Origin of the sequence: Mucilaginibacter sp. R-33 (genome assembly GCF_049949235.1) — a bacterium.
Lineage (GTDB): Bacteria > Bacteroidota > Bacteroidia > Sphingobacteriales > Sphingobacteriaceae > Mucilaginibacter.
In genome coordinates this window covers 3,221,747-3,246,338 of record NZ_CP188089.1, presented here as the reverse complement: position 1 = coordinate 3,246,338, position 24,592 = coordinate 3,221,747, and the positions used below count along the sequence as shown (strand labels likewise).

Annotated in this window: 25 protein-coding genes; 10 read left to right on the top strand and 15 right to left on the bottom strand. The window is 41.9% G+C overall.

The window, feature by feature from the left end:
* Window positions 1–17 precede the first annotated feature (17 nt).
* From ACP26M_RS13575 to ACP26M_RS13560, 4 genes are all read right to left on the bottom strand, one after another.
* Window positions 18–593 carry an RNA polymerase sigma-70 factor gene (locus ACP26M_RS13575; protein ID WP_426589640.1) on the bottom strand — a complete coding sequence of 192 codons (576 nt, stop codon included), beginning with the start codon at window positions 591–593 and terminating at the stop codon, window positions 18–20.
* Window positions 594–1,663: 1,070 nt separating this feature from the next.
* The gene (locus ACP26M_RS13570; protein WP_426589638.1) at window positions 1,664–4,381 is read right to left on the bottom strand and encodes a TonB-dependent receptor domain-containing protein; all 2,718 of its coding nucleotides are present in this window, start codon (window positions 4,379–4,381) and stop codon (window positions 1,664–1,666) included.
* Window positions 4,382–4,546: 165 nt separating this feature from the next.
* Window positions 4,547–5,539, bottom strand: a complete 993-nt coding sequence (locus tag ACP26M_RS13565; RefSeq protein WP_426589636.1) for a FecR domain-containing protein — start codon at window positions 5,537–5,539, stop codon at window positions 4,547–4,549.
* Window positions 5,540–5,679: 140 nt separating this feature from the next.
* A complete protein-coding gene (locus ACP26M_RS13560; protein WP_426589634.1) occupies window positions 5,680–6,261 on the bottom strand; it encodes an RNA polymerase sigma factor in 582 nt (193 codons plus the stop codon).
* 702 nt (window positions 6,262–6,963) lie between these two features.
* On the opposite strand from ACP26M_RS13560, the gene ACP26M_RS13555 reads away from it, so the two are divergent.
* Complete coding sequence (locus ACP26M_RS13555; protein WP_426589632.1) at window positions 6,964–7,818, top strand: helix-turn-helix transcriptional regulator; 855 nt, start codon at window positions 6,964–6,966, stop codon at window positions 7,816–7,818.
* A 41-nt stretch (window positions 7,819–7,859) separates the two neighbouring features.
* On the opposite strand, the gene ACP26M_RS13550 is transcribed toward ACP26M_RS13555, so the two are convergent.
* From ACP26M_RS13550 to ACP26M_RS13540, 3 genes are all read right to left on the bottom strand, one after another.
* On the bottom strand, window positions 7,860–8,132 hold the full coding sequence (locus tag ACP26M_RS13550; protein WP_426589630.1) for a hypothetical protein: 273 nt from the start codon (window positions 8,130–8,132) through the stop codon (window positions 7,860–7,862).
* On the bottom strand, window positions 8,122–8,265 hold the full coding sequence (locus tag ACP26M_RS13545) for a hypothetical protein (RefSeq protein ID WP_426589628.1): 144 nt from the start codon (window positions 8,263–8,265) through the stop codon (window positions 8,122–8,124). The genes ACP26M_RS13550 and ACP26M_RS13545 overlap by 11 nt, the downstream gene beginning before the upstream one ends.
* A 300-nt stretch (window positions 8,266–8,565) precedes the next feature.
* Window positions 8,566–9,045, bottom strand: a complete 480-nt coding sequence (locus tag ACP26M_RS13540) for a Dps family protein (protein ID WP_426589626.1) — start codon at window positions 9,043–9,045, stop codon at window positions 8,566–8,568.
* 75 nt (window positions 9,046–9,120) lie between these two features.
* Here ACP26M_RS13540 and ACP26M_RS13535 point away from each other — a divergent pair, with 75 nt between their 5' ends.
* From ACP26M_RS13535 to ACP26M_RS13525, 3 genes are read left to right on the top strand one after another with little or no spacing between them, the layout of a single operon-like run.
* Entirely contained in the window at window positions 9,121–9,906 is a 786-nt protein-coding gene (locus ACP26M_RS13535) for a DUF4905 domain-containing protein (RefSeq protein WP_413318335.1), read from the top strand.
* A gap of 21 nt (window positions 9,907–9,927) precedes the next feature.
* Window positions 9,928–10,941 carry a DPBB and LysM peptidoglycan-binding domain-containing protein gene (locus tag ACP26M_RS13530; RefSeq protein WP_426589624.1) on the top strand — a complete coding sequence of 338 codons (1,014 nt, stop codon included), beginning with the start codon at window positions 9,928–9,930 and terminating at the stop codon, window positions 10,939–10,941.
* Window positions 10,934–11,566, top strand: coding sequence for a uridine kinase family protein (locus ACP26M_RS13525; protein ID WP_426589622.1), 633 nt, complete (start codon window positions 10,934–10,936; stop codon window positions 11,564–11,566). The genes ACP26M_RS13530 and ACP26M_RS13525 overlap by 8 nt, the downstream gene beginning before the upstream one ends.
* Here ACP26M_RS13525 and ACP26M_RS13520 read toward each other — a convergent pair.
* The 3 genes from ACP26M_RS13520 to ACP26M_RS13510 form a co-directional block, all read right to left on the bottom strand.
* Window positions 11,563–11,901 carry a superinfection immunity protein gene (locus tag ACP26M_RS13520; RefSeq protein ID WP_091163302.1) on the bottom strand — a complete coding sequence of 113 codons (339 nt, stop codon included), beginning with the start codon at window positions 11,899–11,901 and terminating at the stop codon, window positions 11,563–11,565. The genes ACP26M_RS13525 and ACP26M_RS13520 overlap by 4 nt on opposite strands.
* A gap of 412 nt (window positions 11,902–12,313) precedes the next feature.
* On the bottom strand, window positions 12,314–12,970 hold the full coding sequence (locus tag ACP26M_RS13515) for a 3-oxoacid CoA-transferase subunit B (RefSeq protein ID WP_426589619.1): 657 nt from the start codon (window positions 12,968–12,970) through the stop codon (window positions 12,314–12,316).
* 142 nt (window positions 12,971–13,112) lie between these two features.
* Entirely contained in the window at window positions 13,113–13,811 is a 699-nt protein-coding gene (locus tag ACP26M_RS13510) for a CoA transferase subunit A (RefSeq protein WP_413318342.1), read from the bottom strand.
* A 167-nt stretch (window positions 13,812–13,978) separates the two neighbouring features.
* Here ACP26M_RS13510 and ACP26M_RS13505 point away from each other — a divergent pair, with 167 nt between their 5' ends.
* On the top strand, window positions 13,979–14,536 hold the full coding sequence (locus ACP26M_RS13505) for a hypothetical protein (RefSeq protein ID WP_426589617.1): 558 nt from the start codon (window positions 13,979–13,981) through the stop codon (window positions 14,534–14,536).
* A 128-nt stretch (window positions 14,537–14,664) separates the two neighbouring features.
* Here the strand turns inward: ACP26M_RS13505 and ACP26M_RS13500 are convergent, their stop codons facing one another.
* From ACP26M_RS13500 to ACP26M_RS13485, 4 genes are all read right to left on the bottom strand, one after another.
* Window positions 14,665–15,750, bottom strand: a complete 1,086-nt coding sequence (locus ACP26M_RS13500; protein ID WP_426589615.1) for an SGNH/GDSL hydrolase family protein — start codon at window positions 15,748–15,750, stop codon at window positions 14,665–14,667.
* 267 nt (window positions 15,751–16,017) lie between these two features.
* Window positions 16,018–16,380 carry a VOC family protein gene (locus ACP26M_RS13495; RefSeq protein WP_208102442.1) on the bottom strand — a complete coding sequence of 121 codons (363 nt, stop codon included), beginning with the start codon at window positions 16,378–16,380 and terminating at the stop codon, window positions 16,018–16,020.
* A gap of 189 nt (window positions 16,381–16,569) precedes the next feature.
* Window positions 16,570–18,933: an endonuclease MutS2 gene (locus tag ACP26M_RS13490; protein WP_426589613.1), complete on the bottom strand. Its 2,364-nt coding sequence runs from the start codon at window positions 18,931–18,933 to the stop codon at window positions 16,570–16,572.
* A 4-nt stretch (window positions 18,934–18,937) separates the two neighbouring features.
* The gene (locus ACP26M_RS13485) at window positions 18,938–19,513 is read right to left on the bottom strand and encodes a DUF4296 domain-containing protein (RefSeq protein ID WP_090523992.1); all 576 of its coding nucleotides are present in this window, start codon (window positions 19,511–19,513) and stop codon (window positions 18,938–18,940) included.
* A 43-nt stretch (window positions 19,514–19,556) separates the two neighbouring features.
* Between ACP26M_RS13485 and ACP26M_RS13480 the strand changes: the two genes are divergently transcribed.
* The 5 genes from ACP26M_RS13480 (at window position 19,557) to ACP26M_RS13460 (ending at window position 24,141) form a co-directional block, all read left to right on the top strand.
* Window positions 19,557–20,246 (top strand): YggS family pyridoxal phosphate-dependent enzyme, encoded by a 690-nt coding sequence (locus tag ACP26M_RS13480; protein WP_426589610.1) that lies wholly within the window; start codon window positions 19,557–19,559, stop codon window positions 20,244–20,246.
* Window positions 20,247–20,619: 373 nt separating this feature from the next.
* Window positions 20,620–21,138, top strand: a complete 519-nt coding sequence (locus ACP26M_RS13475) for an N-acetyltransferase family protein (RefSeq protein WP_426589608.1) — start codon at window positions 20,620–20,622, stop codon at window positions 21,136–21,138.
* 10 nt (window positions 21,139–21,148) lie between these two features.
* Window positions 21,149–21,946: a DUF3298 and DUF4163 domain-containing protein gene (locus tag ACP26M_RS13470; protein WP_426589606.1), complete on the top strand. Its 798-nt coding sequence runs from the start codon at window positions 21,149–21,151 to the stop codon at window positions 21,944–21,946.
* Entirely contained in the window at window positions 21,947–23,203 is a 1,257-nt protein-coding gene (locus tag ACP26M_RS13465) for an aspartate kinase (protein WP_426589604.1), read from the top strand.
* 77 nt (window positions 23,204–23,280) lie between these two features.
* Complete coding sequence (locus ACP26M_RS13460; protein WP_090524008.1) at window positions 23,281–24,141, top strand: YitT family protein; 861 nt, start codon at window positions 23,281–23,283, stop codon at window positions 24,139–24,141.
* Window positions 24,142–24,198: 57 nt separating this feature from the next.
* Here ACP26M_RS13460 and ACP26M_RS13455 read toward each other — a convergent pair whose 3' ends face one another.
* Window positions 24,199–24,582 carry an acyl-CoA thioesterase gene (locus ACP26M_RS13455; protein ID WP_090524011.1) on the bottom strand — a complete coding sequence of 128 codons (384 nt, stop codon included), beginning with the start codon at window positions 24,580–24,582 and terminating at the stop codon, window positions 24,199–24,201.
* Between the last annotated feature and the right edge of the window lie 10 nt (window positions 24,583–24,592).

Genomic DNA, 24,592 nt, shown 5'->3' with positions numbered 1-24,592 from the left:
ATAAAATGAGAGCTTCCTTATTTGGAGGAAACCAGGGGAGTGTTCTTTTGGTAGTTGAGGCTTTCCGACAATTTTTTCAAAGCAATACTCATATGATATTCGATAGTCCTTACGGATAAATTAAGAAGCTCGGCAACTTCCTTGTGCGGAAGACCATCTTCTTTGATCATCTTAAATACCAGCTTACACTGCGGGGGCAGGCTATTAACTGCATGCTCTATTAAAAGCTGAAAGTCTGCCACGATCATTTGGTCCTCAATATTCAGGGTAACATCTTCAATTTCTGCCTTAACGTCGTCGATGTTAAAATGTATCGGGAAGTTTCTTTGTTTCAGGAAATTCAGCGATTTGTTTTTTACCGCTTTGTAGATATAAGAAGTGAAGTCAGTAATGTCTGCCAAAAGTTTTCTCCGTGACCAGATCGAAATAAAGGTATCATTCACTACTTCTTCTGTAGCCTCGGCAGATCGCACGTAGAAAGAGGCCAGATTATACAGCCTTTTATAGTATTGAAAATACAGCACCTTGAAAGCCTGCTGATCATCTTCAAAAGCTATTTTTTGTAACAAGTCCTGAATAGTGGTTTCGTTCATACTGATATCCTAACATCCCGGGGTAATTCCCAACTGATGCATATTATTATAATGGGTTATAGCGTTGGTTTTGGCAGAGTCTGACCTGTGATTATTAAGTAAGACAGGAGAATAGGATTTTTATACTCAAAAATTTCAGGAAGATTTAACGAGGCTTTGAAGTAGCCATACCAGATAAGTAAACCGACTTGCTGTTAATCAAGAGATTCGCACCAATTATATTTGGCAAAGATGCAAGGGAGCTGTAAAATACCCTTGAAAATAATAGATGCCGGTTTCCCAATTGATGTACACATTGTCGTTGCGATTCCTATACCCAAACCAGAATTAATGGCTTCTACCCTGCTATTTCGACAGGGGTATTGACCTGTTGTTTTTATGCAAATTACATTCAAACCTATATAGAAAAAGGTGTAACAGAATTAATGAATATCAGGGATTTGAAACTTTTTCGGACATTCTTAGTTTGTGTGCGGAGCGTGCAGGGCAATGTTAAACTTTAGCGCTTTAGCGAATGAATGTGGCATTTCTCATAACACGGCCAAAGCATGGTGTCTGTACTCGAAAGCAGGTACATTATATTCCTTTTGCAGCAAAAGGGCGAGGCTTTTCCATTTCCCCCTCGCGCTTTTTTTTGCCCAAGCGTTGAAAATAGGGTAGTGTGCTAACTTAACGTATGAGCTAAAAGTGGGCATTAAAACAGTAAACGATTTGTTGTCCGGGTTATTTTTGTTTTTATTACGCTCGCACAAAATACAACAATAAGCTATTTTATAACTTATTACCAACCTGAAAATGAAAAATGTTACAAGTATTGTGGCTGAAGTTAATTGCTATATGATATGGAAGTTTGTGATTAACTACGTTCTTGCATTATGCGGAAGACCAACATCACCTTGTGTGGATCTTCCGGCACACTTGACCACGCTTTTCCGTGCTTATTAGAGCAACATAGGTTGTTAATAAAATAAAATTTTGCTATCCAATTCAGGAAGATACCATGGTCAAGTGTAACGGAATGCTCTAAACTCATTTACCGAATGAATTGGTCAACGCCTCCGGAATATTCACTATTGAGCTCTTCTTTTCTCATCAAAAGATATGTTCTTGTTGTTTCCGGAAACCTTTGATCTTCCGAATAAATAGGTAAGGCCAAGGCTAAAGTTGTTATAATTATAGTCTGTTTTGTCTGTTTGTATAAATCCACTATAACGGTATTCATATTTCGTTGTGTTACCCAAAAAATAACCCGGGCTGATGATCACATTGTTATTCAACAACTTTAATGTAGCCCCTATTCTAAAACTACGCTGACTATAGGTATAAATATTGCCATACGTTGATGGAAGATTTTGGTTGTAATTCAGATAAAAACTTAACAAGTTACTTGTTTTGAAAGTATTATTGAAACTAAATGAGCCGGAAATTCCGTTCGGAGTGCTAATAGCTGTTATTTTAGATTTTGGCGATGCATAGGAAAAAGAGGCGGAGATGCTGTTGTCCCACCATTTAAATAATGACCGGTTAAAGGATGCATAAGCCCCCAGATTATCCTGCGACAAAAAGTTTTCAGTGCTTGTATGAACCTCCGGGCCATTAACGGTTATGAGGTGCGAGATCATATCACTGGTATGTTGTGTATAGACAGTAAAAGAAAACATCCCTTTATAGAGGTAGTTAAACTCAAAATTGTTACTATAGGATGGCAAGAGCGATGGGTTGCCGGTAAAATAAGTATAAATGTTTGTATAATAGGCAAATGGATTGAGGGAATTAAGACTCGGACGGTTGATCCTCTTTGAATAATTTAAAGAAAAAACATTGTTTTTATCAGCCTTATAAACAATGTAAGCCGTAGGGAATAAAGCACCGTAATCACGTTTATTACGCTGATTTAAAGTAGGCGAATAACCATCCATCAGGGTATACTCATAACGCAACCCTGCTTTGGCTGTCCATTTTTTCGATAGATCGGCTTCCATACTGTAATACGCGGCCAGGTTATTTTCAGTATAGTCGAAATCATTATTGCGCGTTTGGTCCAACACGACGTTATCGAGGATATAATTATAATATGCTATGCTGGCACTGTTATTATAGGTAGCAAACTTAGCACCTGTTTCTATTTTAGCCCATTTATAAGGCAACGTTAAATCTGATTGAATAGACCAGATACGGTATTTTGACAAATTATTATTTTGAACTGAAGCATAGGTGTTTTCAGATTCAGAAACAAAATTATTTCTCATTTCAGGTTTATTCGTGAAAAAGTTGACAGAGCTACTCAATTTCTTTCCGGCCGAATCAAGCTTTAAATCGTGATATAAATTGAAGGTTTGTGTAAATACTGGCCTTGAAATTTTTCCTGTAGTGTTTAAAACAGAATCGATATCCTTGCCGGTAACAAAGCTATAGTTGTTACTAAAGATGGTATTCGATTTATAGTCTGAAATATTATAAATAAGGCCGATGTTATTGTGTTTGTTCAGCTCGTAATCTATACTTAGGCCAGATTGCAAACCTGGCGATCTTCCTAAACGACGCTCATCGCTGAGGATTTGGCTCGGCTGCCCGGTTATATCTGTCGATTCTTTAATTATAAAGCGATAATGTGATTGGTTAAATGTAAAAGAACTGCTCACTTTTTTTGACCGGAAAAAAAGAGCCATATTATTATTAAAGGACGGGTAGGTGTTTTGATAATAGGTGGAACCAACCGACCCACGCCAACCTAACGATTCGTTTTTCTTTAAAACAATATTGATCAGGCCGGCATTTCCCTGTACCTCATATTTTGCAGGCGGCGTGGTGATAATCTCAATTTTTTCGACATTTTCGGCCCGAAGCGTCTTCAGGTAATTGGCAAGGTCGGCTCCGGTGAGATAGATTATTTTTTCATTTACCATAACCATCATACTACCTTTACCAACCATAGAAATGCTGCCATTCTCTGACACTGTTAAAAGGGGCGCCACCCGCAGAGCGTCAAAAAGGGAGGAGCCACTCGCTGATATGGTGTTGTTCAGGTTAAATATTAGCCGGTCAACCTTTCGTTCAAGCATAGGGGTTTTGCTGGTTATGGTTACTTGTTTGAGGTGTTTGATTGATGTATTTAGTATCACATCCGGTAATTGAACCGTTTTCATGTCTCCTAAAGTTAGGGCAAGAAACAAACTATCCTTACTTACTTCCGAGATCCCGATCAGATAGTCTCCTTTTTCTGTTGCTGAGAGCCTGAAACGCCCACCTGCATCGGTTTGTGCAGATTGGATTATTTTATCGGTAGCGACCTGCTTTATGATCACGTTTGCAAAAGCTATTGATTTATGATTTACATCCACTACTCGGCCTTTAATCTCATAGTTGGCTTGCTCAGCATCACGTTCGATTAATATATTACCTTCGACCTGCCGGAACGAAAGAAAAGTATTTTGTAATAGTTGCTGCAAGGTTTGTTCTATTGTTCTGTTCCCCAAAGCGAGGTTAAGGCCGACAATTGCTTTAATTTCCGCCTTGCGGTAATAAAAGCGAAGCGAGGTTTGTTGCTCGATCTTTTTGAGACCACTGGCAAGACTTTCATCCTGCAGGCCAATAGTAACCATGTCCAAGTGCATATTTTGACCCTTAGTAGTAGTAGCCAGTAATAACTGGAAAGTGGTTGATATAAAAAAGGTAGTGACAAGGCTTAGGCGCATTAACTGAAAAATAAATGACTGTTTTAATTTTATTACACCGTTGAGACCTGCACATACGCCTCCCGGCTTCCGCATTTTTGCAGAAAAATCCATACTTTTAAATGTTTTAAGTGACGCAATTATTTAAAACCCCGGTTTTCCGGGACGCCTGTAAGCCGATGACGGTCGGTTTATAGGTTATTTTGCTTATTGTCCTGCCTGGAGGACGAAAGCATTTAGCCGGGCTTAACTATTGTTCATTTTTTATTTTCTTTATTTTTAGTTGTTACACCCTGGCCCATCTATCACGATGCTGCCGTCTGGTTTGGTCTGATAAAAGGCATTGTTAAAAACGCACATTACTTTTAGTATTTTATCCAAGTCTTCATCACTTAAGGACGTGCCTGTAAAACGGCAGTCTTTCAATTTTGCATTGGCGAAACTGATCTTCACATTGAAGTGTTTTTGCAACTGTGCAATAGCATCACCAAAGCTCATATCGTCAAAATGCAAATCACTTTGCTGCCAGGCAACTACCGCGTTTGAGTTAACAGTAGCTTGTACAACTTCCTCTTTTAAAGTATTAAAGCTGATCTGCTGGTTAGGGATAATTACACCTAACAATTTATTGCCATTAGCAACGCTGACTTTCCCGCGGGTGACAGTTACCTGAATAGTATGTTTATTTTTGTCCTCATTGATATTAAATGCTGTACCCAGCACAGTGGTCAGCAAGGTTCCGGTATGAATAATAAAAGGTTTAGCCGTGTCATGGCTGACATCAAAATAAGCTTCACCTGAAAGATAAACTTCCCTTGTTTTACCATTGAATGTCTTAGGATATTTTAACTCTGAGCCAATATTTAACCACACCCGGCTGCCATCAGTAAGCGTTATCACCCTTTTCTGATTAACAGGTGCCTTAAGAGCTGTAAGCTCAACAGGATGCAGACGGCTTTGCAATAATGGCCTTTCCAGATATAATGCAAAAGAGATCAGCAACACTGCTGCAACAGCTGCCACACCTCGCCATAACCGACGCTTTCTTTGCGGAAGCGACACTACTTTAATTTCCGTTTCGTGAATTGTATTTTTAATTTCGCTGAAAACACTCGAAAGCCATTGGTCTTTTACTGAACGATCTAAATCCTGCCATCGGGAGTTGGCATTACCATTCTCTTCCAGCCAACGTTTCACCAACTCATTTTCTTCGTTTGTGGTTTCGCCCTTAAGGTAACGATCCAGTAAGGCTGCTGTTTCATGACGGCTCATTTGTTATCCATTTCACAGTAGCCGTATGAGATGCCTTTTGGTACTATAGAGAAATGAAATATTTTTTTAGATGTGAATTTAGTTTAACTATAAGGAAGACACGCTGAAACAAGGGGCGTGTAATTGCCTGAGATGCCGGGTTAGGATAGCCATAATAATAATGCAACGGTAGCAACCATTGCCAGTGAAGCTCGTAAATGTTTTAACGCAGTGGAAAGCTGATTTTTTACAGTTTGTTCAGAAAGCTGCAATTTGTCAGCTATTTCTATTATACTTAAATTTTCTTCGCGGCTTAATAAATAGATTTCTTTTACCCGGGGTGATAATTCATCAAGCGATGTTTCAATACTTTTGGCTATTTCTTTTGCAGCTATTTTTTGCTCAATCGTGACTTCGTAACCAACCGCCAGCGAGTCCAGCATAGCCGCATACTCCCGGCGTGTAATATTCTTTCTAACTTTATCCACTATCCGGTCACGGGTTAGCTTGAAGAGGTAAGCTTTTAAATCCCGGTCAATTTTTAATTGAGCCCTTTGCTGCCAAAGCTTAACAAAAACATCATGAATAATATCTCTGGCATCCTCCACGTCAAACAATTTGGAGGTTGCAAAATCTGCTAACGAATCTGCATACCTACTGTAAATTTCGGAAAAGGCGTTTTCATCATCTTTTTTTAAATGATCGATCAGTTGCAGATCTGTTAAGACTAAATATTTTGCCATTGCTTGTTAACCTGAGGTGCTATTAATAAAAGACATACGCTTACATAATTAGTTGCATTTTAAACAAACAGATTTGAGTCCTGATATTCAATTACGGCATCCTTTTAAATTTGGTTATATTTATATTGGATATGATCTTGTTTTTTATCGGGGAATATTTATCCAATTTTGCATCTGTCTTTAATTTTCATTGGAGGTGTTCTTAGTGTTAATGCTTTGATATTCTAATATTTAGGATATTATAAAGAACTAAAATCAGATAAAAGCTCATTTTAAATGATGTAGTATCTGATACTTAGACCAACGCATCTGGGGCTTCTCTGGCAATGCGCATTAGCCCTTTTTACCGAACATGACAAATCAGTTGAGATTTCTTTTATTGATAGTACTCTAATTGCATCTTCTTTCTTTAATTCTCATACGGGACATCCGGATGTTGATGTGTACGAGGTTGAGCCACTTGTGACCACTCCCGCCGCAGTAGGTGTCGTCACCGAAAGCACGGTGATGTTCTGAGAAGTACCTGCCTTTGGCTTATGGGTAAAGGAGTGTTTTTGTAAACCCATCTTGTTTGCGAAAACACTAATAAGTGCAAGGGGGGAGACCAATTATCTACCTATTATCATTGCTTTGTTACAATTCTTTAAAAATTACAAATAGCGGGTTGCAAACTGTAACTTAGAGTGGCTTAGTACTATTACGATGATCCAACTTCCCAAAGATTTATTAAATCACCATACACACATCCGGTTACGTCAATCCGAAATGTATGGCGTGCTGGTCGATAAGAAACGGCCGTACAGTTGTGACGACGCACTGCAAACCATGCATTGCCTCGAACTTGTTTTAACAGGCTCTATTGATGTGCGGTACGCCGGCTGCGTGCAACAACTCAATTCAGGCGATATACAATTCAGGAGGCGCGGTAATTATCAGATATTTCCGTCTGATGATTATACCAGCCTGCTTATTTTCATGGAAAATGAGTTTGTAGATTATTTTCTGGAAAGTCACGTGCCGGATTTTAAGCAGGAACGATTTATAGCAGATCTGCCTCCGTTTGTATTTAAAACCACTGAATTTATAAATGCAAATATAACGCAGGCCATTCAGCATATTTCGCACCAGCAGGATTACTCCAGGTGTATAGTAAAGTTTGTGGCCCATCAAATACTTTTACAGATCCTGGCGAATGATCAATCAAAAAAAATTGTAGCGTTTCTGAAATACTTGGTTGAGGAAAAAAAGGTAGACCTCGCTTATTTTATGGAAGCGAATTTTAACAGGCAGTTGTCTTTAAAAGATATGGCGAAGCTCACCGGCAGAAGTGTAAGCGCTTTCAAAAAGGAGTTTTCCCAACGTTTTAACACCACTCCGGTAAAATGGCAAATAAACCGCAGGCTGGAATATGCAGAATACCAGCTCAAAAATTCCTGCGACCCGGTATCGACCATTGCTTATACAAGCGGGTTCGAAAACATTTCTCATTTCTCTAAAATATACAAAGAAAAATTTGGCACATCACCCAAAAATGCGCGCATTGAGGAGTTGGCGTAATAACAAATAAATAGAGCCTCACAGCAAAGTTTCAGCGTACGCTAAGCTGCAATTTTGGGTATGGAAAAATTCTTTAAAAAGATGGCAACAAAGGTGTCGTCGTTGTATGATGTTATCTCTGAGATACTTTGCGTTATTAAATGAGGGAGCCCCGCTCCGCCGCTTTTATTATCAGCAAAAGTACGATGATTTTTGCGCGGCCGAAATGACGGCGGCTTATTGATGATCTTAATATTTCTTTTATGCCCGATCCAGTTGATGATAAATATTAGCTTTATAATTGCAAAGTTCAATGAACCATAATTAAATTCCATGCCCCACCATCTCGCTGTTTTCTTTGAGTACCACTTCTTTTACCGTTGGCATAAAATAAGGTAAAACAATGGTAAAACATTTTCGATAACTTCGCCAAAAACGGCAAAGCTTTTGAGCTTCAATAATAGGCATGTTTTCTTTATAATGTCTTTAATAAAGGCTACAAAATGCAAAAAAAGCCCTTAGCGATACGCTAAGAGCTTTCCAAAACAAGTTTTCCTACAAGGGCTCGAACCTCAATCTTCAGAGCCAGAATCTGACGTGCTACCATTACACCATAGGAAAATAAACAGAACATCTGCCACTTAAAGTGATGGCATTTTGTTTAGTGCAAATATACGAAATATGCAAACCGGTGTAAACCTCGTTTTAAAAAAAGCCACATCCGGATTGTCCGTGATGTGGCTTTTTTACAGTAAGATTATGTGCGGGTTAGTCCTCGTTCACGAATGAACGCAGCATCCAGGTGTTTTTTTCGTTGAATTGCATGAAGCGGTTGATCATGTCGTTAGTGCCATCGTCTCCAGCATCGGCGGTGATGGTCAATATCTCGCGTTCCATTTTTATCAGCGCAGCCAAATCGTCAATAATAGTTTTCACCATCAGGGTATCCTTTAAGCCGATGGTCTGGATCTCTTTGATGCTTGATGTTTCAATATAATCTTTAAACGTGCTGATAGGAGGTTTGCCAAGGCTCAGGATCCTTTCGGCAAGCTCATCAATAGTAACCAGCGCGGCGGTGTACAGCTCTTCAAATTTCAGGTGCAGTGTAAAAAAGCTTGTGCCTTTAACGTTCCAGTGGCAGCCGCGCAGTTTTTGGTAGTGGATATGGTAATTAGCCAACAGGTCGTTCAGGTGGTCAACTACCGGTTTTACTTTAACTTCTTCGAGGCTTATTTCTTTTGCGTCCATAAATAATAGTGATGTTTCTAAGTGTAACATGCCTTTGCGGGCAATGTTTGGCGAAGGTAAACAGTTTTAATTTTAATGAGCATATTTGCATTCTCTATGACTTCGCTTTTACCCTTCATCAGTAAAACTTACCAGTCCCCGGTTTGGCGTATGGAAATTGACGAAAGCAGCCAAACGCTGTTCCTCGAGATCAGGGACCATGCCGATAAGCAGGTTAGTTTTTCGGCCCTGAACCTGCAAAACGGTGAGGTTTATTTTGAAGGCTTAACTACCCCCGAGCGCTGGCTTACCGGTATTGAAGCTGCTTATGGTGGCGTATTACTACTCCATAATTACCAATCGGCCACAGGGCCGGTACATAAGGGCTTGACAGCTATTGAAGCTACAACAGGCAAGGCATTATGGAGCAATTTTACTTTAGCTTTTGATCATCTGTCGGTAAATGGCCCTGTAGTTTACAATGCCCAGCTACAACCAAAGAAATTATTTTTACTTGATGTTAAAACCGGCAATGTGCTAAGAGGATATGAGCCGGTGCCAGATCAACCGCTGAATAATCAGGTCATTAACCCTGAACTGTTGCCCTCAGCGGAAGTAAATAGTTTATATTTACCGCTCAGCGTATATGCAAATGCAGTTCATTATATCAGCTACAATAGATTCAGAATTGTATCTTTGCACACGCTTTTGCAGGAGCATCTTGAACAGCACTTGTTTGTATTTAACGAGGAGGGTACCCTTTTGTATCACGATTTGTTACATAACGCTATACAAAAAATGCAGCCCGAGGCGTTTGTACTACATAATAATCAGCTCATCTATTTAAAAAACAGATCGGGCTTAATAGTGTTGAACTTGTAAATTACTGTATTATAATTTATTATGAAATTTAAGATTTTATTATTGGTCGCTCCCTTACTCACACTCTCCATATCGCTTTTTGCAAACCCTGTTGTTGATTCAATTGGTGTTGAAAACCTGAACGGCAAAAAAGTGATCGTTCACAAGCTTGATCCCAAAGATAATTACTATTCTATAGGCCGTCGCTACAACATCAGCCCTAAAGCTATTATACAGTTTAATAATAACGCCCCGCTTAAAATTGGCGGTATTGTAAAAGTACCTACCGAATTACCTTTTGCAGGTGAAGCTGCTGCACAGCCTGCCGTAACTGCGCCTGCAAAACAGGTAGCAACTACTCCTGCGCCTGTACAACAAAAGCCGGTTACCCAGGCCCCTGTTCAGCAAAACAAACCACAGGTACAAGCTCCGGTTAGCTCACCTGCGCCTGTAGCCCAAGCCACAGTAAATAAAACACAGCAAGCAGCTGCCGATACCGTTAAAAAAGTAAGCATGCTTAATGTGCAGCAATACAAAGTATCGGCGGGCGAAACCTTGTTTTCTATCGCCAAGCGTTTTAATACATCTGTTGAGGATATCAAAGCACTTAATAAACTAAGCTCTGATTCATTAGCACCTAACCAGGTGATTAATGTGCGCAGCGGTTTACCTCCCGAAGAGGTTAAACAGCCTGTAATGCAGCGCGATTCAACTTCTGTTGCTGCGCAGCAGGACACCACCGGCGACCATGGTAAAGCCAATCGTTTTGGTTTGTACGAGAAAGTTGAAAAAGGCGTAGCTACCTGGATGGATGACGCCGGTTTAGATCCTAAAAAGGAGTTGGTGCTGCACCGTACAGCACCAATAGGCACCATTATTAAAATTACCAACCCTATGAACAATCATACCACCTTTGCAAAGGTTGTTGGCCGTTTTACCGATAACGAAACAAACAAAAATGTTTTGATCATCATGACCAAGAACACTGCCGATGCTTTAGGTGCTTTAGATAAACGTTTCCAGGTAAATATCAGCTACGGCAGCCCGAATGAATAAACCTTATATTATTGGAATTGCCGGCGGAAGCGGCTCAGGCAAAACCTTTTTTTTAAAGTGCTTTTTAGAACATTTTACTGCCGACGAGGTGAGCCTCGTATCGCAGGATGATTATTACATCCCGGTAGCACATAACATGACCAAGGAGGAGAACAAAGAATATAACTTTGACCTCCCCTCAACTATTGATCATGAACATTTTCAGCAGGATATCAGTAAGCTTTTAAACAAAGAACCTATCCTGAAACAGGAATACACTTTCAATAACCCCGATGCTATCCCTAAAATGATAGAGATCAAGCCTGCACCTATTTTGATAGTGGAGGGCTTGTTTATCCTGCATTTTAAAGATATATCGGAGCTGCTTGATCTTAAAGTTTTTATTGATGCCGATGAAGATGTAGCCTTGCAGCGCCGCCTTAAACGCGACCTGATAGAGCGTGGCTATTCGCACGATGACGTGATGTACAAATGGATCAACCACGTGGTGCCAGCCTACAAAGAATACCTGCTGCCCTACAAAGATGAATGCGACCGTGTGATCACCAATAACACCCACGTTGCTGAGGACATTATGGTGATAACGGAAGAGATTTCGGCTGATTTGAGGGGACGTTTATTTTAAGACAGATCGCCTAAAATCTCTTTAAGTGCTTTGTCGTAATCGGCTTTGGTAATAACCCCGGCATCAAATTGTTTGTATAGTTCATGCAGCTTCAGCGCTTTTTCGGTGGTATAACCCGGATAACCCGATTTATAATAATCTAAAGGCGCTTTTTCCTTTTCAAACGACCAGATAAGCGCCCAAATCCAGCCGATAATAGTCCAGCCCAGAAACAGGTTTAACAGGAAGATTAATTTAAAGTCGGCTTTTTCGCGGGCAATTATAGCGGGTATAAAATACAGCAGTGCGCCAATTGCCATGCCCATCATTCCAGCAATGCCAAATATGAAATTCATGTTTTAAAGATAGGAGTTTCTTTGAGAGGGATGCTATAGCGTTTTACTAAATCGTCATTGCGAGGAACGAAGCAATCGCGAGCTATACAGAGCGGACCTGCTTATCGGGGATTATTAATAATTGTAATTTGATTTTTATAGGTATTAATGAGCTCCCTACGGTCGGTTGTCTTCGTGTCTTATGATGACGTCATGGTAAATAATTGATTATCAAGTGGGCTTTTTGGGCCTGTTTTGTGATATGGGCGTTGCCTGTGGCCCGCGCTATACGCTCATACTGCACGGGCATTAGCCACAAGGCCGGTATCCGCTACTATCGCTAACGCGCCCGGCGCACCATCGCTAAGCTATATTTTATACGTCATCGCGGTTTTTTTCAGGATTTCCTTGATGGTTACTCGCAATGACGTGACTACAGACTTATTTCCGGTACGTCGCCTTCAATAATAAGCTTCCCTGCCGTAGCTTGTTTTATTTCTTCAACACTTACTCCCGGAGCCCTTTCAATAAGCCTGAAACCACCTTCGGGCAAAACGTCAAATACACCCAGCTCCGTCACGATTTTTTTAACGCAGTGGACACCGGTGAGGGGAAGGGTACATTGGGGCAGCAACTTTGATTCGCCCGCTTTGTTTACGTGCTGCATGGCTACAATGATGTTTTCGGCCGATGCTACAAGATCCATAGCGCCGCCCATACCCTTAACCATTTTACCGGGGATTTTCCAGTTTGCTATATCCCCGTTTTCGGATACCTCCATAGCGCCAAGGATGGTAAGGTTTACCTTTTTAGCCCTGATCATCCCAAAACTCATGGCCGAATCAAATATGGCCGATCCCGGCAGCATGGTGATGGTTTGTTTGCCTGCATTAATGGTATCCGGGTCTTCCTTCCCTTCAAAAGGGAAAGGTCCCATCCCCAATAAACCATTTTCGGACTGTAATACCACGTCCATGGTATCCGGTATGTAATTGGCTACCAGCGTAGGGATGCCAATGCCAAGGTTAACGTAGTAACCGTCTTTTATTTCTTTTGCAATTCGCTTTGCGATGCCTTGTTTGTCTAACATAATTCAATTTGAAAATGTATTTTGTAGCTCCCGTCATTGCGAGGTACGAAGCAATCCCCAAGAAGCAGAGCGGCCCTGCAAGTCCCTCTGTAAAGTTCGCGATTGCTTCGTGCCTCGCAATGACGCGCGGCTAAGCATTGTTTTATTGTTTACTCCTTACCGTCGCATGCTCTATGCGCTTTTCATAGTTACTTCCCTTAAAAATCCTGTGCACATAAATACCCGGTGTATGGATATGGTCCGGATCAAGTTCGCCGGGTTGTACCAGTTCTTCCACTTCGGCAATGGTTACCTTACCGGCCATAGCCATTACCGGGTTAAAATTGCGGGCGGTTGACCGGTATACCAGGTTGCCCATAGTATCGCCCTTCCAGGCTTTTACAATGGCGAAGTCGGCATTAAAAGCCATCTCCATTAAATAATCCTTACCATTAAAGTTGCGTACTTCTTTGCCTTCAGCTACCTCAGTTCCAATCCCGGCCGGGGTAAATATGGCCGGCATACCATAGCCTGCCGCCATGCAACGGGTAGCCAGCGTACCTTGTGGTATCAGTTCTACTTCAAGCTCGCCGCTTAGTAACTGGCGTTCAAATTCGGCATTTTCGCCCACATACGATGAGATCATTTTTTTTACCTGGCGCTGCTTCAGCATTAAGCCGATACCAAAGTCATCAACCCCGGCATTATTGGAGATACAGGTGAGCTGCTTAACCCCTTTTTTTACCAGGGCGGCAATACAATTTTCGGGCAATCCGCATAATCCGAATCCGCCGAGCATAAGGGTCATGCCGTCGGTAATATCGCGGATGGCCTCATCAGCACCACTAACTACTTTATTCATATATTATAATTGGTTGCTATAAATTTAAGTAAAATAAGCTTAATGCTTATTGTTATGTAGATAACTTCCTACCGCACGACTGTGTTTTTATAAATGATGTTTTATAGGTTTTATAAAACAATTGGAAATTAATTGTATTAATAATTAATACATCAAATATCAAACCTATGGAATTACGAGATGACGAGTTCAGGAGCGACGAGCTTAAACGCCCCGAACATGAAGAAAACAAACCCAATGCTTACCGGGTAGATGACGACAATAATGAGGATGAAAAAGACCTGAAACGAAGTTATTTGTTTGGCAGCTCAGAAATGAAAAGCCCAAATGACCCGGGTATGGAAGGAAACGGTATGGGAGGCCAAAACTTTGGCCAAAACAATATCACCCCGGCGGGTAATGATAAAGACAACCCCTCGCAAATGGCGGGCAATAATAACGAATACTTTAACCGCACCCAGCCTGCCGAGGAACATCCCGAAAACAGCAATTTTAAAGATCCTAACCAGGCCGGTAACGCCAACTACAGCAATGTGATCAACGTGTCACAAAACGGCCGTTCGGATGAAGACAGCGGACAAACGGAAACCAGTAATAGCAAGCCCAACCCGCAGCAGCAATACCAGGAAGGAACTGCTGACGATGACGGGGATGCCAGCAAAAAGCAACAAACCAATATTCCCGGGCCTAATGAGTTGCCTGATCAGCAGAGGGTAGGAGAGTAGGATAGAGTCTTGCGCTCGTTTGTAACGAGCGCTTAACCTGGGTTAGCGTTTATAACGCGACTGGCGATGCAATCGACAACCATAGTAAGCGCTCGTTGCAAACGAGCGCAAGAAATAAGGATATCATTTTACCACTTAACCGTCTTCTCCATAAAAGCGATCAAATCATCGGCCATAGCTTGCTGCTCTTTCAGGCTCGGATGCCCCGGTGTATTTTTATAAGGAATAAAGTGAGTGTAAATGCCTTTATCATTTAAAGCAGCAACGGCCTTTTCGATATAACCAGGCCATGGCGAACCTGCTTTGGTTGCATCCATGCTGCCCAGCGCGCAAATGATCTGTGCTTTAGGATATACCTTGCGGATACTTTTTACAAACTCTTTATAAGCTTTAATGATCTGCTCCGGCTCGGGGGCTTTACTGCCAAAGCGCTCTTTAAACTGTGGATTGTTGGGTTGGTTTACAATCCACGAATCATTTTGAAACAGGTTGATCACTACTACATCGGGCGTATACTTTTTGAAATTCCAGGTGCTTGTTGGGTCTGTTGGGTCAAGACGGTTATACATTTCGGGCATAATGAGCGGGAACCAGCTCACCGTAATGCCGATACCGCTTTTAGAGGTGCAAACATACTGCGCGTCAAAATGACGGGCAGTAAGGGCCGCATAGCTAAGGTAGCCGTTTTCGTAAGGGGCGCTGCCGCGGTCCTGCCCGGTGGTGTCCTCATCGGCATAGCCGCAGGTAATGGAGTTGCCGAAAAATTCGATCTTACGTTTTTGGGCCTCCGGAGGAGAAAGGGCAGTGGCGTCTTTAGCTAAGGTAAACTGATAAAAAAAGGTTTTGCCTTTGTCCCATTCGGTACGTTTAAATAGCTCAAGGGTGTGCTTGCCCGCAGGCAGATTTTCGGCAAGGGTATAAGCCTGTTTGGTATTATCAAGGTGAATGGTGTTTACAACCTTGTCATCAACAATGATGGTAAAATAGTTTTCGCCCCGTTCATCCTGCATCACAGCCGATGCGCCTGTTCCATCAAAGTTGATTTTTAAGGATGAGCCCGTCCAGTATAGTTCGGCAGCTTCATCGGTTTGATTGATCCGCCCGGTGTAACGGATGCGCTGATCTTTGCTCTTTAAAATAATATTTTGAGCAAGACAGCTTGTTATTGAACCGGTAAATGCAATAAAAAGTACAAGAAAATATAATCTGCGCATCTTTATTAGGGTTTGGCTGCCCTAAAAATAGGAAACTTATGCAAAAAGCGGATAAGTCATTGCCTTATCCGCAAATATTTGTTAAGAAACTATTATTATGCCGTTGTTGGTGTTGTCACCAACAACTTCTACTTTTTCAATAAATTATGTTTTTTATTACGTTACGGTTAATAAAACTGGTAAGCAAATGTTGTTGGTGACAACACCAATAACGGCGGGGAAGCGGATAAGTCATTGGCCTATCCGCAAATATTTGTTAAGAAACTATCATTCAATCGGCATCCCAAACTGCAGCAGGTAGCCATTATAATCAAAAACACCAAACTCGCGCATGCCGTAATTAAAATCTTCAATGGGGTAGCAAATTACTGCCCTGTCTTTCAGTTCGCTCCACAAGAGGTCAACCTTATCCGTGCGGATATAAAATGAGCCGGTAAATTTGGGCACGGTGAACGATGCATTATCAACAGGCAAAGCTAACATGATCTCAATATCATCACGGCTTACCGTGGCCCAGCCCCAGTCCTCATCATAACCGATACAGGTAAAACCAAGATTGTTAATGTAAAAGTCAACGCTTTCCCGTACCTGCCGGGTGTATAACATAGGGGCAATAGATTTTAAAGACATAGTTTATTTGAAATAAGTTAAGGTTGAATAGGTAAATTAATGCTAACAAATCGTGAACCGTCATTGCGAGGTACGAAGCAATCCCCGATTGGCAGAGCGAATATGCAAATCCGCTTTGTATAGTTTGGGATTGCTTCGTACCTTATAATGACGTTCCTTGTTATTTGGTTATTTATTTTAACCTTGCCGTTACTTCAAATATACATAAGTTATTCCATCTCCGCCACGGTCGGCATGTTCATCCTCCATGCGGTCAACCTGTTCATATTTTTTGAGGTATTGCCTGATCATTTTGCGTAAAATTCCATCGCCTTTACCGTGAATGATCTTGAGGTTGTTAAAGCCCATCATCAGTGCACGGTCAAACAGTTTTTCAATGGCGTGAAGCGCATCTTCGGTACGCTGGCCACGTACGTCAATCTCCGGACTAAAACTGGCCATGTCATTGGTGTGCGAACTGAAATTTCGCCTGATCTCTTTGGGAACAGACGATTTGGAAACTTTGATCACGCGTTTCTTTTTAGCAACCGTACGCAAATCGCCAATGGCAATTACTACGTTTTCTTTAATGATCTCAATTACCTGGCCCGTGGTTTCCGAATCGGTGAGTTTCACCCAGTCGCCGGGTTTTAGCTCCTCATCAACAGGAGCAGCAGGTTTTGGCGCCTCAGTTTTAACGGTGTTCTTTTTAAGCTCAACATTCAGATTTTCGCGCAGCTGCTTTGTTTTTTCTTTATCGGCATTGCTGCTCTTTATTTCGGAAATGGTATTTTCAACCAGCTTGTTTGCGTTCAGGATAATGTTCTTGGCCTGATCCTTGGCTTCCTTAATCAGTGTTCGTTTATTTTCTTCGAGATAGCTTTTTAACTTCTCGTTTTCTGCAAGCAGCTCATTAACCTTGCGCTGTTGTTTGTCCAGTTTTTGTTTGGTTTCAAAAATAGAACGCTTTTCACGCTCCAGGTCAACAAGCAGGGTATCCACCTTTTTTTGCCCCTCACTTATTTTGTTTTTGGCGAGGTTAAGCACGTTTGCCGGCAGACCGATTTTTTGGGCGATCTCAAAAGCATATGAACTGCCAGGTTTGCCGATCTCTAACTGGTACAGCGGCCTCATCTCAATATTATTGAACAGCATAGATGCATTTTCAATGCCCTCGGTATTGCTGGCAAATATTTTAAGATTAGAGTAGTGGGTGGTAACCATGCCTTTAACCTTTTTTTGATTCAACGATTCCAACACGGCCTCGGCAATCGGCCCGCCAAATTGCGGATCTGTACCGGTACCAAACTCATCTATCAGGATAAGGGTTTTGCCGTTTGCCTGCTCCACAAAATTTTTCATTTTGGACAGGTGGGCGCTGTACGTACTCAAATCACTTTCTATCGACTGGTCATCGCCGATATCAACAAAAAGCTGTTTGAACACACCCACAACACTGGCTTCATCGGCAGGGATCAACAGGCCGGCCTGCACCATCATTTGTAATAAACCAACGGTTTTCATACAAACAGATTTACCGCCCGCGTTGGGGCCCGATACCACGATGATGCGGGTACCTTCGTCTATCTGCATATTGAGTGGGACAACCGTTTTTTTCTCTGCCTTAAAATTCAGGAACAATAGCGGGTGACGGGCATTGTATAATTTAACCCTGGCCTCGTTTATCACCTGCGGCATTTCGGCCTCAATATCAATGGCAAACAGGGCTTTGGCGCGCACAAAATCAAGCTTGGTTAACAGGCCGTGATAGGAGAGCAGCAAAGGCACGTAAGGCCTTAATTCGGTAGTTAAGGCGGTCAGGATCTTTACTATCTCCCGGCGGCGTTCAAATTCCAGGTCGCGGATGCGGTTGTTGAGCACAAATACCTCTTCGGGCTCAATGTAAACTGTTTGGCCCGAGGCTGACTCGTCATGTACAAAGCCTTTCAGTTTGCGTTTGTTTTCGGCCAGCAGGGGGATCACCAGCCTGCCATCACGTACAGTTAATGAACCATCGGCAGCCCAGCCGTTTGATGTGGCATTTTTAAAAACCATATCAATTTTTTTGCGGGCTTCCTGTTCGGCTTTGGCAATGCCTGTGGTAATTTCCATCAGCTCGCGCGATGCATTGGGCCTGATCTTGCCTTTTCGGTCAATCACGGCGTCTATCTTTTTAAGGATCGCCTTTTCAATAGGCAGGTGCTCAAAAAGGGCTTCAAGGTTAGGGTACAGGCCTTCACGCTCGTTAAAATAGGCAATAACGGCAAATACCGTGGTTAACGAAGCCTGAACCTGGTAAAACTCTTCTTCGCTTAAAAAAACGCCCTCTATACGGGCTTTATTGGCAAGGGACTTTATATCGAAAAAATGCTGGATGGGCAGGGCCTCATCATTTACCAGGATATTCTTAAATTCGTTTGCCTGGCTCAGGAATTTATGGATCTGGTCGTAATTGCTCATCACCTGGATCTTGTCAACCATTTGTTGACCCATTTCGCTCAGGCAATGTGCTTTTATCAGTTCTTTTATCTCGGTAAAACCCAGCTTATCTACACTGTTTTGGGGGTAAAGCATCAGGTTATGACTTTAAGTTTTTTAACGAGTCGGCTTTGCGGGCTTTCTTGCTTTTGCGGGGATGGAATCTCCTTGCCGAGTCGGTTTTTAGTTTAGTTTTTAAATTTTTCAATGAGTCGGCTTTGCGGGCTTCCGTGTTTTCATGAGGATGCATTTTTCTTGCCGAATCTATTTTAGTTTTAATATTTAAGTTTTTTAGCGAATCGAGCTTACGCGTAGCCTTGCTCTGTTCTGTTTGCACTTTGGCAAGCGAATCGGTTTTACTTTTAATTTTTATATCCACCTGGTCATAAATGGCCAGCAGTTTATCGGGCTGCATGGCGTAGTACCGCATGCTGCGGTTAAAATGCGCGGTATCGGTATGCAGGCGTTGAAACATGGCAATATATTTACCCGCGCCGTATTTATACAAACTATCGGGTATCTGCGTAGTATTATACAGGCTGCCGTCGATGATGTGCATTTCGGTTAAAACCGCTGCCATGGCATCGGGTTTGAGGACGTCGTTGGGAATACTTTTGCCATTGCAGGCACATAAAAAAAGTGCTGCAGAAAAAAACAAGGTTATATATTTATGCATTCAGTAATTTAGCGGCTGATTAATTAAGCAAATTTACGGATAAATGAGCATTGCAGATAATATCAAAAGCTTAAAAAAGGAAACGGAAGCAGATAAGGTAATATTATTGGCCGTATCAAAAACAAAACCTGTTGCAGATGTACAGGAAGCCTATGATGCGGGGCAGCGCCTTTTTGGCGAAAATATAGTGCAGGAAATGGTTGAGAAGTACGAGCAACTGCCTAAAGATATCGAATGGCATTTGATTGGTCACCTGCAAACCAACAAGGTAAAGTATATAGCGCCTTTTGTAAGTATGATCCAGTCTGTTGATAGCCTGAAGCTTTTGCACGAGATCAACAAACATGCTGAAAAAGCCGGAAGGGTAATTGATTGCCTTTTGCAAATTTATATAGCCGACGAAGAAACCAAATACGGACTCGGTTTTGACGAAGCTATAGAATTGCTGCGCTCTGAAGAATTTGCTGCAATGAAAAACGTTCGTATTCGTGGCTTGATGGGCATTGCTACCAATACCGATAACGAAAAGCAGATCAAGGAAGAATATTACGAACTGAACACCTTTTTCGAGGGCATCAAACAAAGCTATTTCCGTAAGGAAGAAAGTTTTGATATTTTGTCGATGGGCATGTCATCAGATTATAAACTGGCCATTGAGCAGGGCAGCAATATGGTAAGGCTGGGCAGCACCATATTTGGAGGTAGGGTGATCAAGCACTGGAAGAATAATTGACTGGAATTTGTCTGAACCGGAATTTATGGAATTAAAGAATTGACAGAATGAAACTACCATTCAAATAATTCGTTCTGCCCCTTGTTGGTGTTGTTACCAACAACATGTTTTTGAAATGAAATTTAAGTGTTCAATTTTTTAGAAACGGGTGTTCAACTTATAAAACCGTGTAAAGTTAAGTAATTGATTATCAATTATTATGCGTTCATTTTGTTTGAATGGGTAATATGCGTTAAAATTAAATAGTTGATTATCAGTTGTTTTTTTGGGAGGATATCTGTAAGTGTTCACACCTAAAAAAGTTGAACACCTGTTAAAATAAATATGAAGTTGTTGGTGACAACACCAACAACTGCGAAGCGAAAAGATAAAAATGAATAATACAGAAAATAAAATTGAAAGTCAGCACCCTCTTCAGGGGGCCGGGGGGCTAATTATAAGGGAAGCCATTCAAACCGACTGTCCGCGCCTGATGGAGCTCGTACATGAGCTTGCCCTCTATGAAAAAGCCCCGGATGAGGTTACCGTAACCTTGCAGCATTTTGAAGAAACCGGGTTTGGCCCTAACTCGGTTTGGAAAGCTTTTGTTGCCGAAGTTGACGGCGTTGTGGTTGGTTTTGCCTTGTACTATGTTCGCTACTCCACCTGGAAAGGCTCCCGCATGTACCTGGAAGATCTCATTGTAACTGAAGATATGCGTGGCAAAAAGATCGGCAAACTACTTTTCGACAGGTTGATCCAGGAAGCTAAAGAAAGAGGTTTCAGCGGTATGGTTTGGCAGGTGCTCGACTGGAATGAACCGGCCATTAACTTTTACAATAAGTACGGCGCGAATATTGAGGCGGGCTGGTTAAATGCTTCGCTTTCAAAAGAGCAGTTGTTAAACTACTAATACTATACCTATGAAAAATCTGTGCCTGTTGTTTTTTATCGTGTTGGGGGTGTCATCGTGCCAGTGGGGAGTTCCTAATAAGGTTAACGAAAAATCATTTGATACCCTGCACTATGCTTATAAAGTAATAAAAGCAAGGGCGGCAGATTGCGGCACTAAATCCGATAGCGCCTGCACGGTGGTGAAAATTAATTACCCGGTTTTTGACAGTGCCAAGGCTTTAAATGATACCATAGTTGCTAAGCTCACCTTAATGTTTGCTATGGATGGTAAAGCTGACAGCAGCCTGGAATTGATGACTAAAAATTTCCTGAAGTCATACGATGATTTCAAGAAAACGGATCCCCGGTCGGGAATGTTTTTTACGCTGGATGATTCTGTTAAGGTGATCCACCAGGATTCAAGCCTTACCACGTTGCAGGTGCAGGGTTATACGTACACTGGGGGGGCTCACGGCGGCACATCTGTCACTTTCATTAACTGGGATTCAAAAGCCGGTAAAAACTTAAGGCTTGCCGATATTTTTGCAACCGGTTATCATGATAAATTGACTGCTGTTGCCGAAAAGTTCTTCAGGAGGAATGAAAAACTTAGTGATACCGCATCGCTGAAGGATAACTATTTTTTCAAAGATGATAAGTTTGCCATCAATGGTAATTTTTCTATTACGCCCCTTGGAATCAAATTTTTATATAACCAATACGAGATAAAACCATACGCAGCCGGTATTACCGAATTGTTTATTCCGTACGCACAGATCAAATCATTAATACAACCGGGTTCGGTTGTAAATCAATTTATCAAATAAATGCTTGTTTTTAAATTTGGAGGGGCATCAGTTAAGGATGCTGCGGGTGTTGCCAACCTTGCTAAGGTCGTAAAACAATATACAGGTCAACAATTGCTCATCGTGATATCGGCCATGGGCAAAACTACCAACGCGCTTGAGAAGCTTACCAAAGCCTACATGGAGCAAACCGATGATATGCACGGGATCTTTAACGAAATCAAAGAATATCATTACAACATCCTGAGCGAATTATTTGAACCGGGCCATCCGGTATTTGATGAAGTTGCCAATACCTTTGTGGAGATTGACTGGGCCATTGAGGATGAACCACACGATAGTTACGATTTTGTATATGATCAGATCGTATCCATTGGCGAACTGGTGTCAACCCGGATAGTTAACGCCTACCTGAACCAGGTTGGCCTCAAAAGTAAATGGCTTGATGTACGCGGATATGTGCATACCGATAATACTTACAGAGAGGGTATAGTAGATTGGGATAAAACTAAAGCAAGTATCAGCAAGGATCTTCCAACCTTACTTGAAAAAAGTATTGTTGTAACCCAGGGCTTTTTGGGCGGCACCTCCGAAAATTTTACCACCACACTTGGTCGCGAAGGGTCTGATTACACAGCATCTATATTTGCAGCTTGCTTAGGTGCCGAATCGGTTACCGCCTGGAAAGATGTTCCGGGCATCCTGAACGCCGATCCGAGATTTTTTGCTGATACGGTTAAATTTGATGAGCTCTCCTATACGGAAGCCATCGAAATGACCTATTACGGGGCCAGTGTCATCCACCCCAAAACCATCAAACCCTTACAAAATGCTAAAATACGCCTGCTGGTAAAGTCGTTTACAGACCCATCTGCGCCCGGTACAGTAATTAAAGAAGATGGACATAATCAGTTTACCAAACCGGTGATCATCCTGAAACAAAATCAGGTATTGCTGTCAGTATCAGGCAAGGATTACTCATTTATAACGGAAGATCATCTGAGCGATGTATTTCGCCTGTTTGCCCAAAACAATGTTAAGGTAAATGTGATGCAAACTTCCGCATTAAGTTTTTCGGTTTGTTTCGACCTAAATGAAGAGCGCTTTGAAAAGTTGTTAAATGGTCTTAAAGCGGATTTTAAGGTGAAGTATAATGAGGGTTTAACGCTTATTACAGTACGCCATGACGGGGCGAATACCGTTAAGAAACTAACCGAAGGCAAAACCATTTTGCTGGAGCAAATTAGCAGGAATACGATACAGGTGGTGGTTAGGTAAACGTAAAAAAAGTTGGTTTATAAACATTCGGCTGTGTTTAAATACCGGCCTTTAGCCTCAAAAAGCTATATTTGGGCATGAAGGCAATCAACACCATCAGGGATTCAGCAAATATCGGACTCGGGATTTTATCGGCAGCTTTTGGCCTTAAGGGTTTTTTACTTTCAAGTCATTTTATCGATGGTGGTGCTACCGGCGTTTCCATGCTGATATCTGATATCACCCTCATACCTATATCCATATTGATCTTTGTTATCAACGTGCCTTTTTTGTGGATCGGTTACCGGAAGCTTGGACTTTGGTTTGCTATTAAAAGTACCGCCGCCATTGCTTTGCTTTCATTATGCCTTGCATTAGTTCAGTTTCCGGATGTTACTCATGATAAATTGCTTACCGCGGTATTTGGTGGTGTATTTATTGGTACCGGCAGCGGGTTGGCCATGCGTGGTGGAGCCGTGCTCGATGGCACTGAAATAGCGGCTGTGCTGGTAAGTAAAAAAACGCAGCTGCTTAAAGTGAGCGACTTTATTTTGCTACTTAACGTTTTGATATTTGGAGTAGCAGCCTCGGTACTCGGTGTTGAACCGGCCATGTACTCAATATTAACCTATATGGCTGCCGCCAAAATGATCGACTTTTTGCTGAACGGTATCGAACAGTACTCGGGTGTTACCGTTATCTCAACTAAAAGTGACGCTATAAGACGCGCTATAACTGTCACCCTCGGCCGTGGCGTTACAATCTATCAGGGTAAAAGCGGTTACGGTAAAGACGGCCATGTAAATGATCCCCGTGATATTGTTTTCACTGTAGCCACCCGTTTGGAGATCCCTTCGTTAAAGCAAACTATTTTACGGATAGATCCCAAAGCCTTTATTGTACAACAAAGCATTGACGATACAACAGGCGGGTTGTTGAAGCGCAAGAAACTACATTAAGAAGCTTAAAGCCGAAGGCTGAAAGCTTTTTTGTAGGGTAAGCTTTCAGCTTTAAGCTTACAAAACGCTTACCGGGTGCTTATGATCATCAATGGCAACAAAGGTAAAAGTGCCGGTGATGGCTTTTTCCCGTACAAAGGAGTACATTTCTTCAATATAAATCTCAACCAAAACTTTTAGGCTGGTATTGCCGATATGGGATATACGGCCAACAAGCTCAATAATGGTGCCTGCCGGGATAGGGCGGTTAAAGTCGATCCTGTCGGATGATACGGTAACCATTTTTTTACGGGTGAAGCGGGTGGCCGTAATGAAAGCCACCTCATCCATCATGGCCATTGCCGAACCTCCGAATAGCGTGTCATAATGATTGGTATCGCTTGGGAATACGGTTTTGAATATCCGTGATTCGGCTTCTTTAATTCGTTCTTCGGTGGTCATAAAGCTTTGT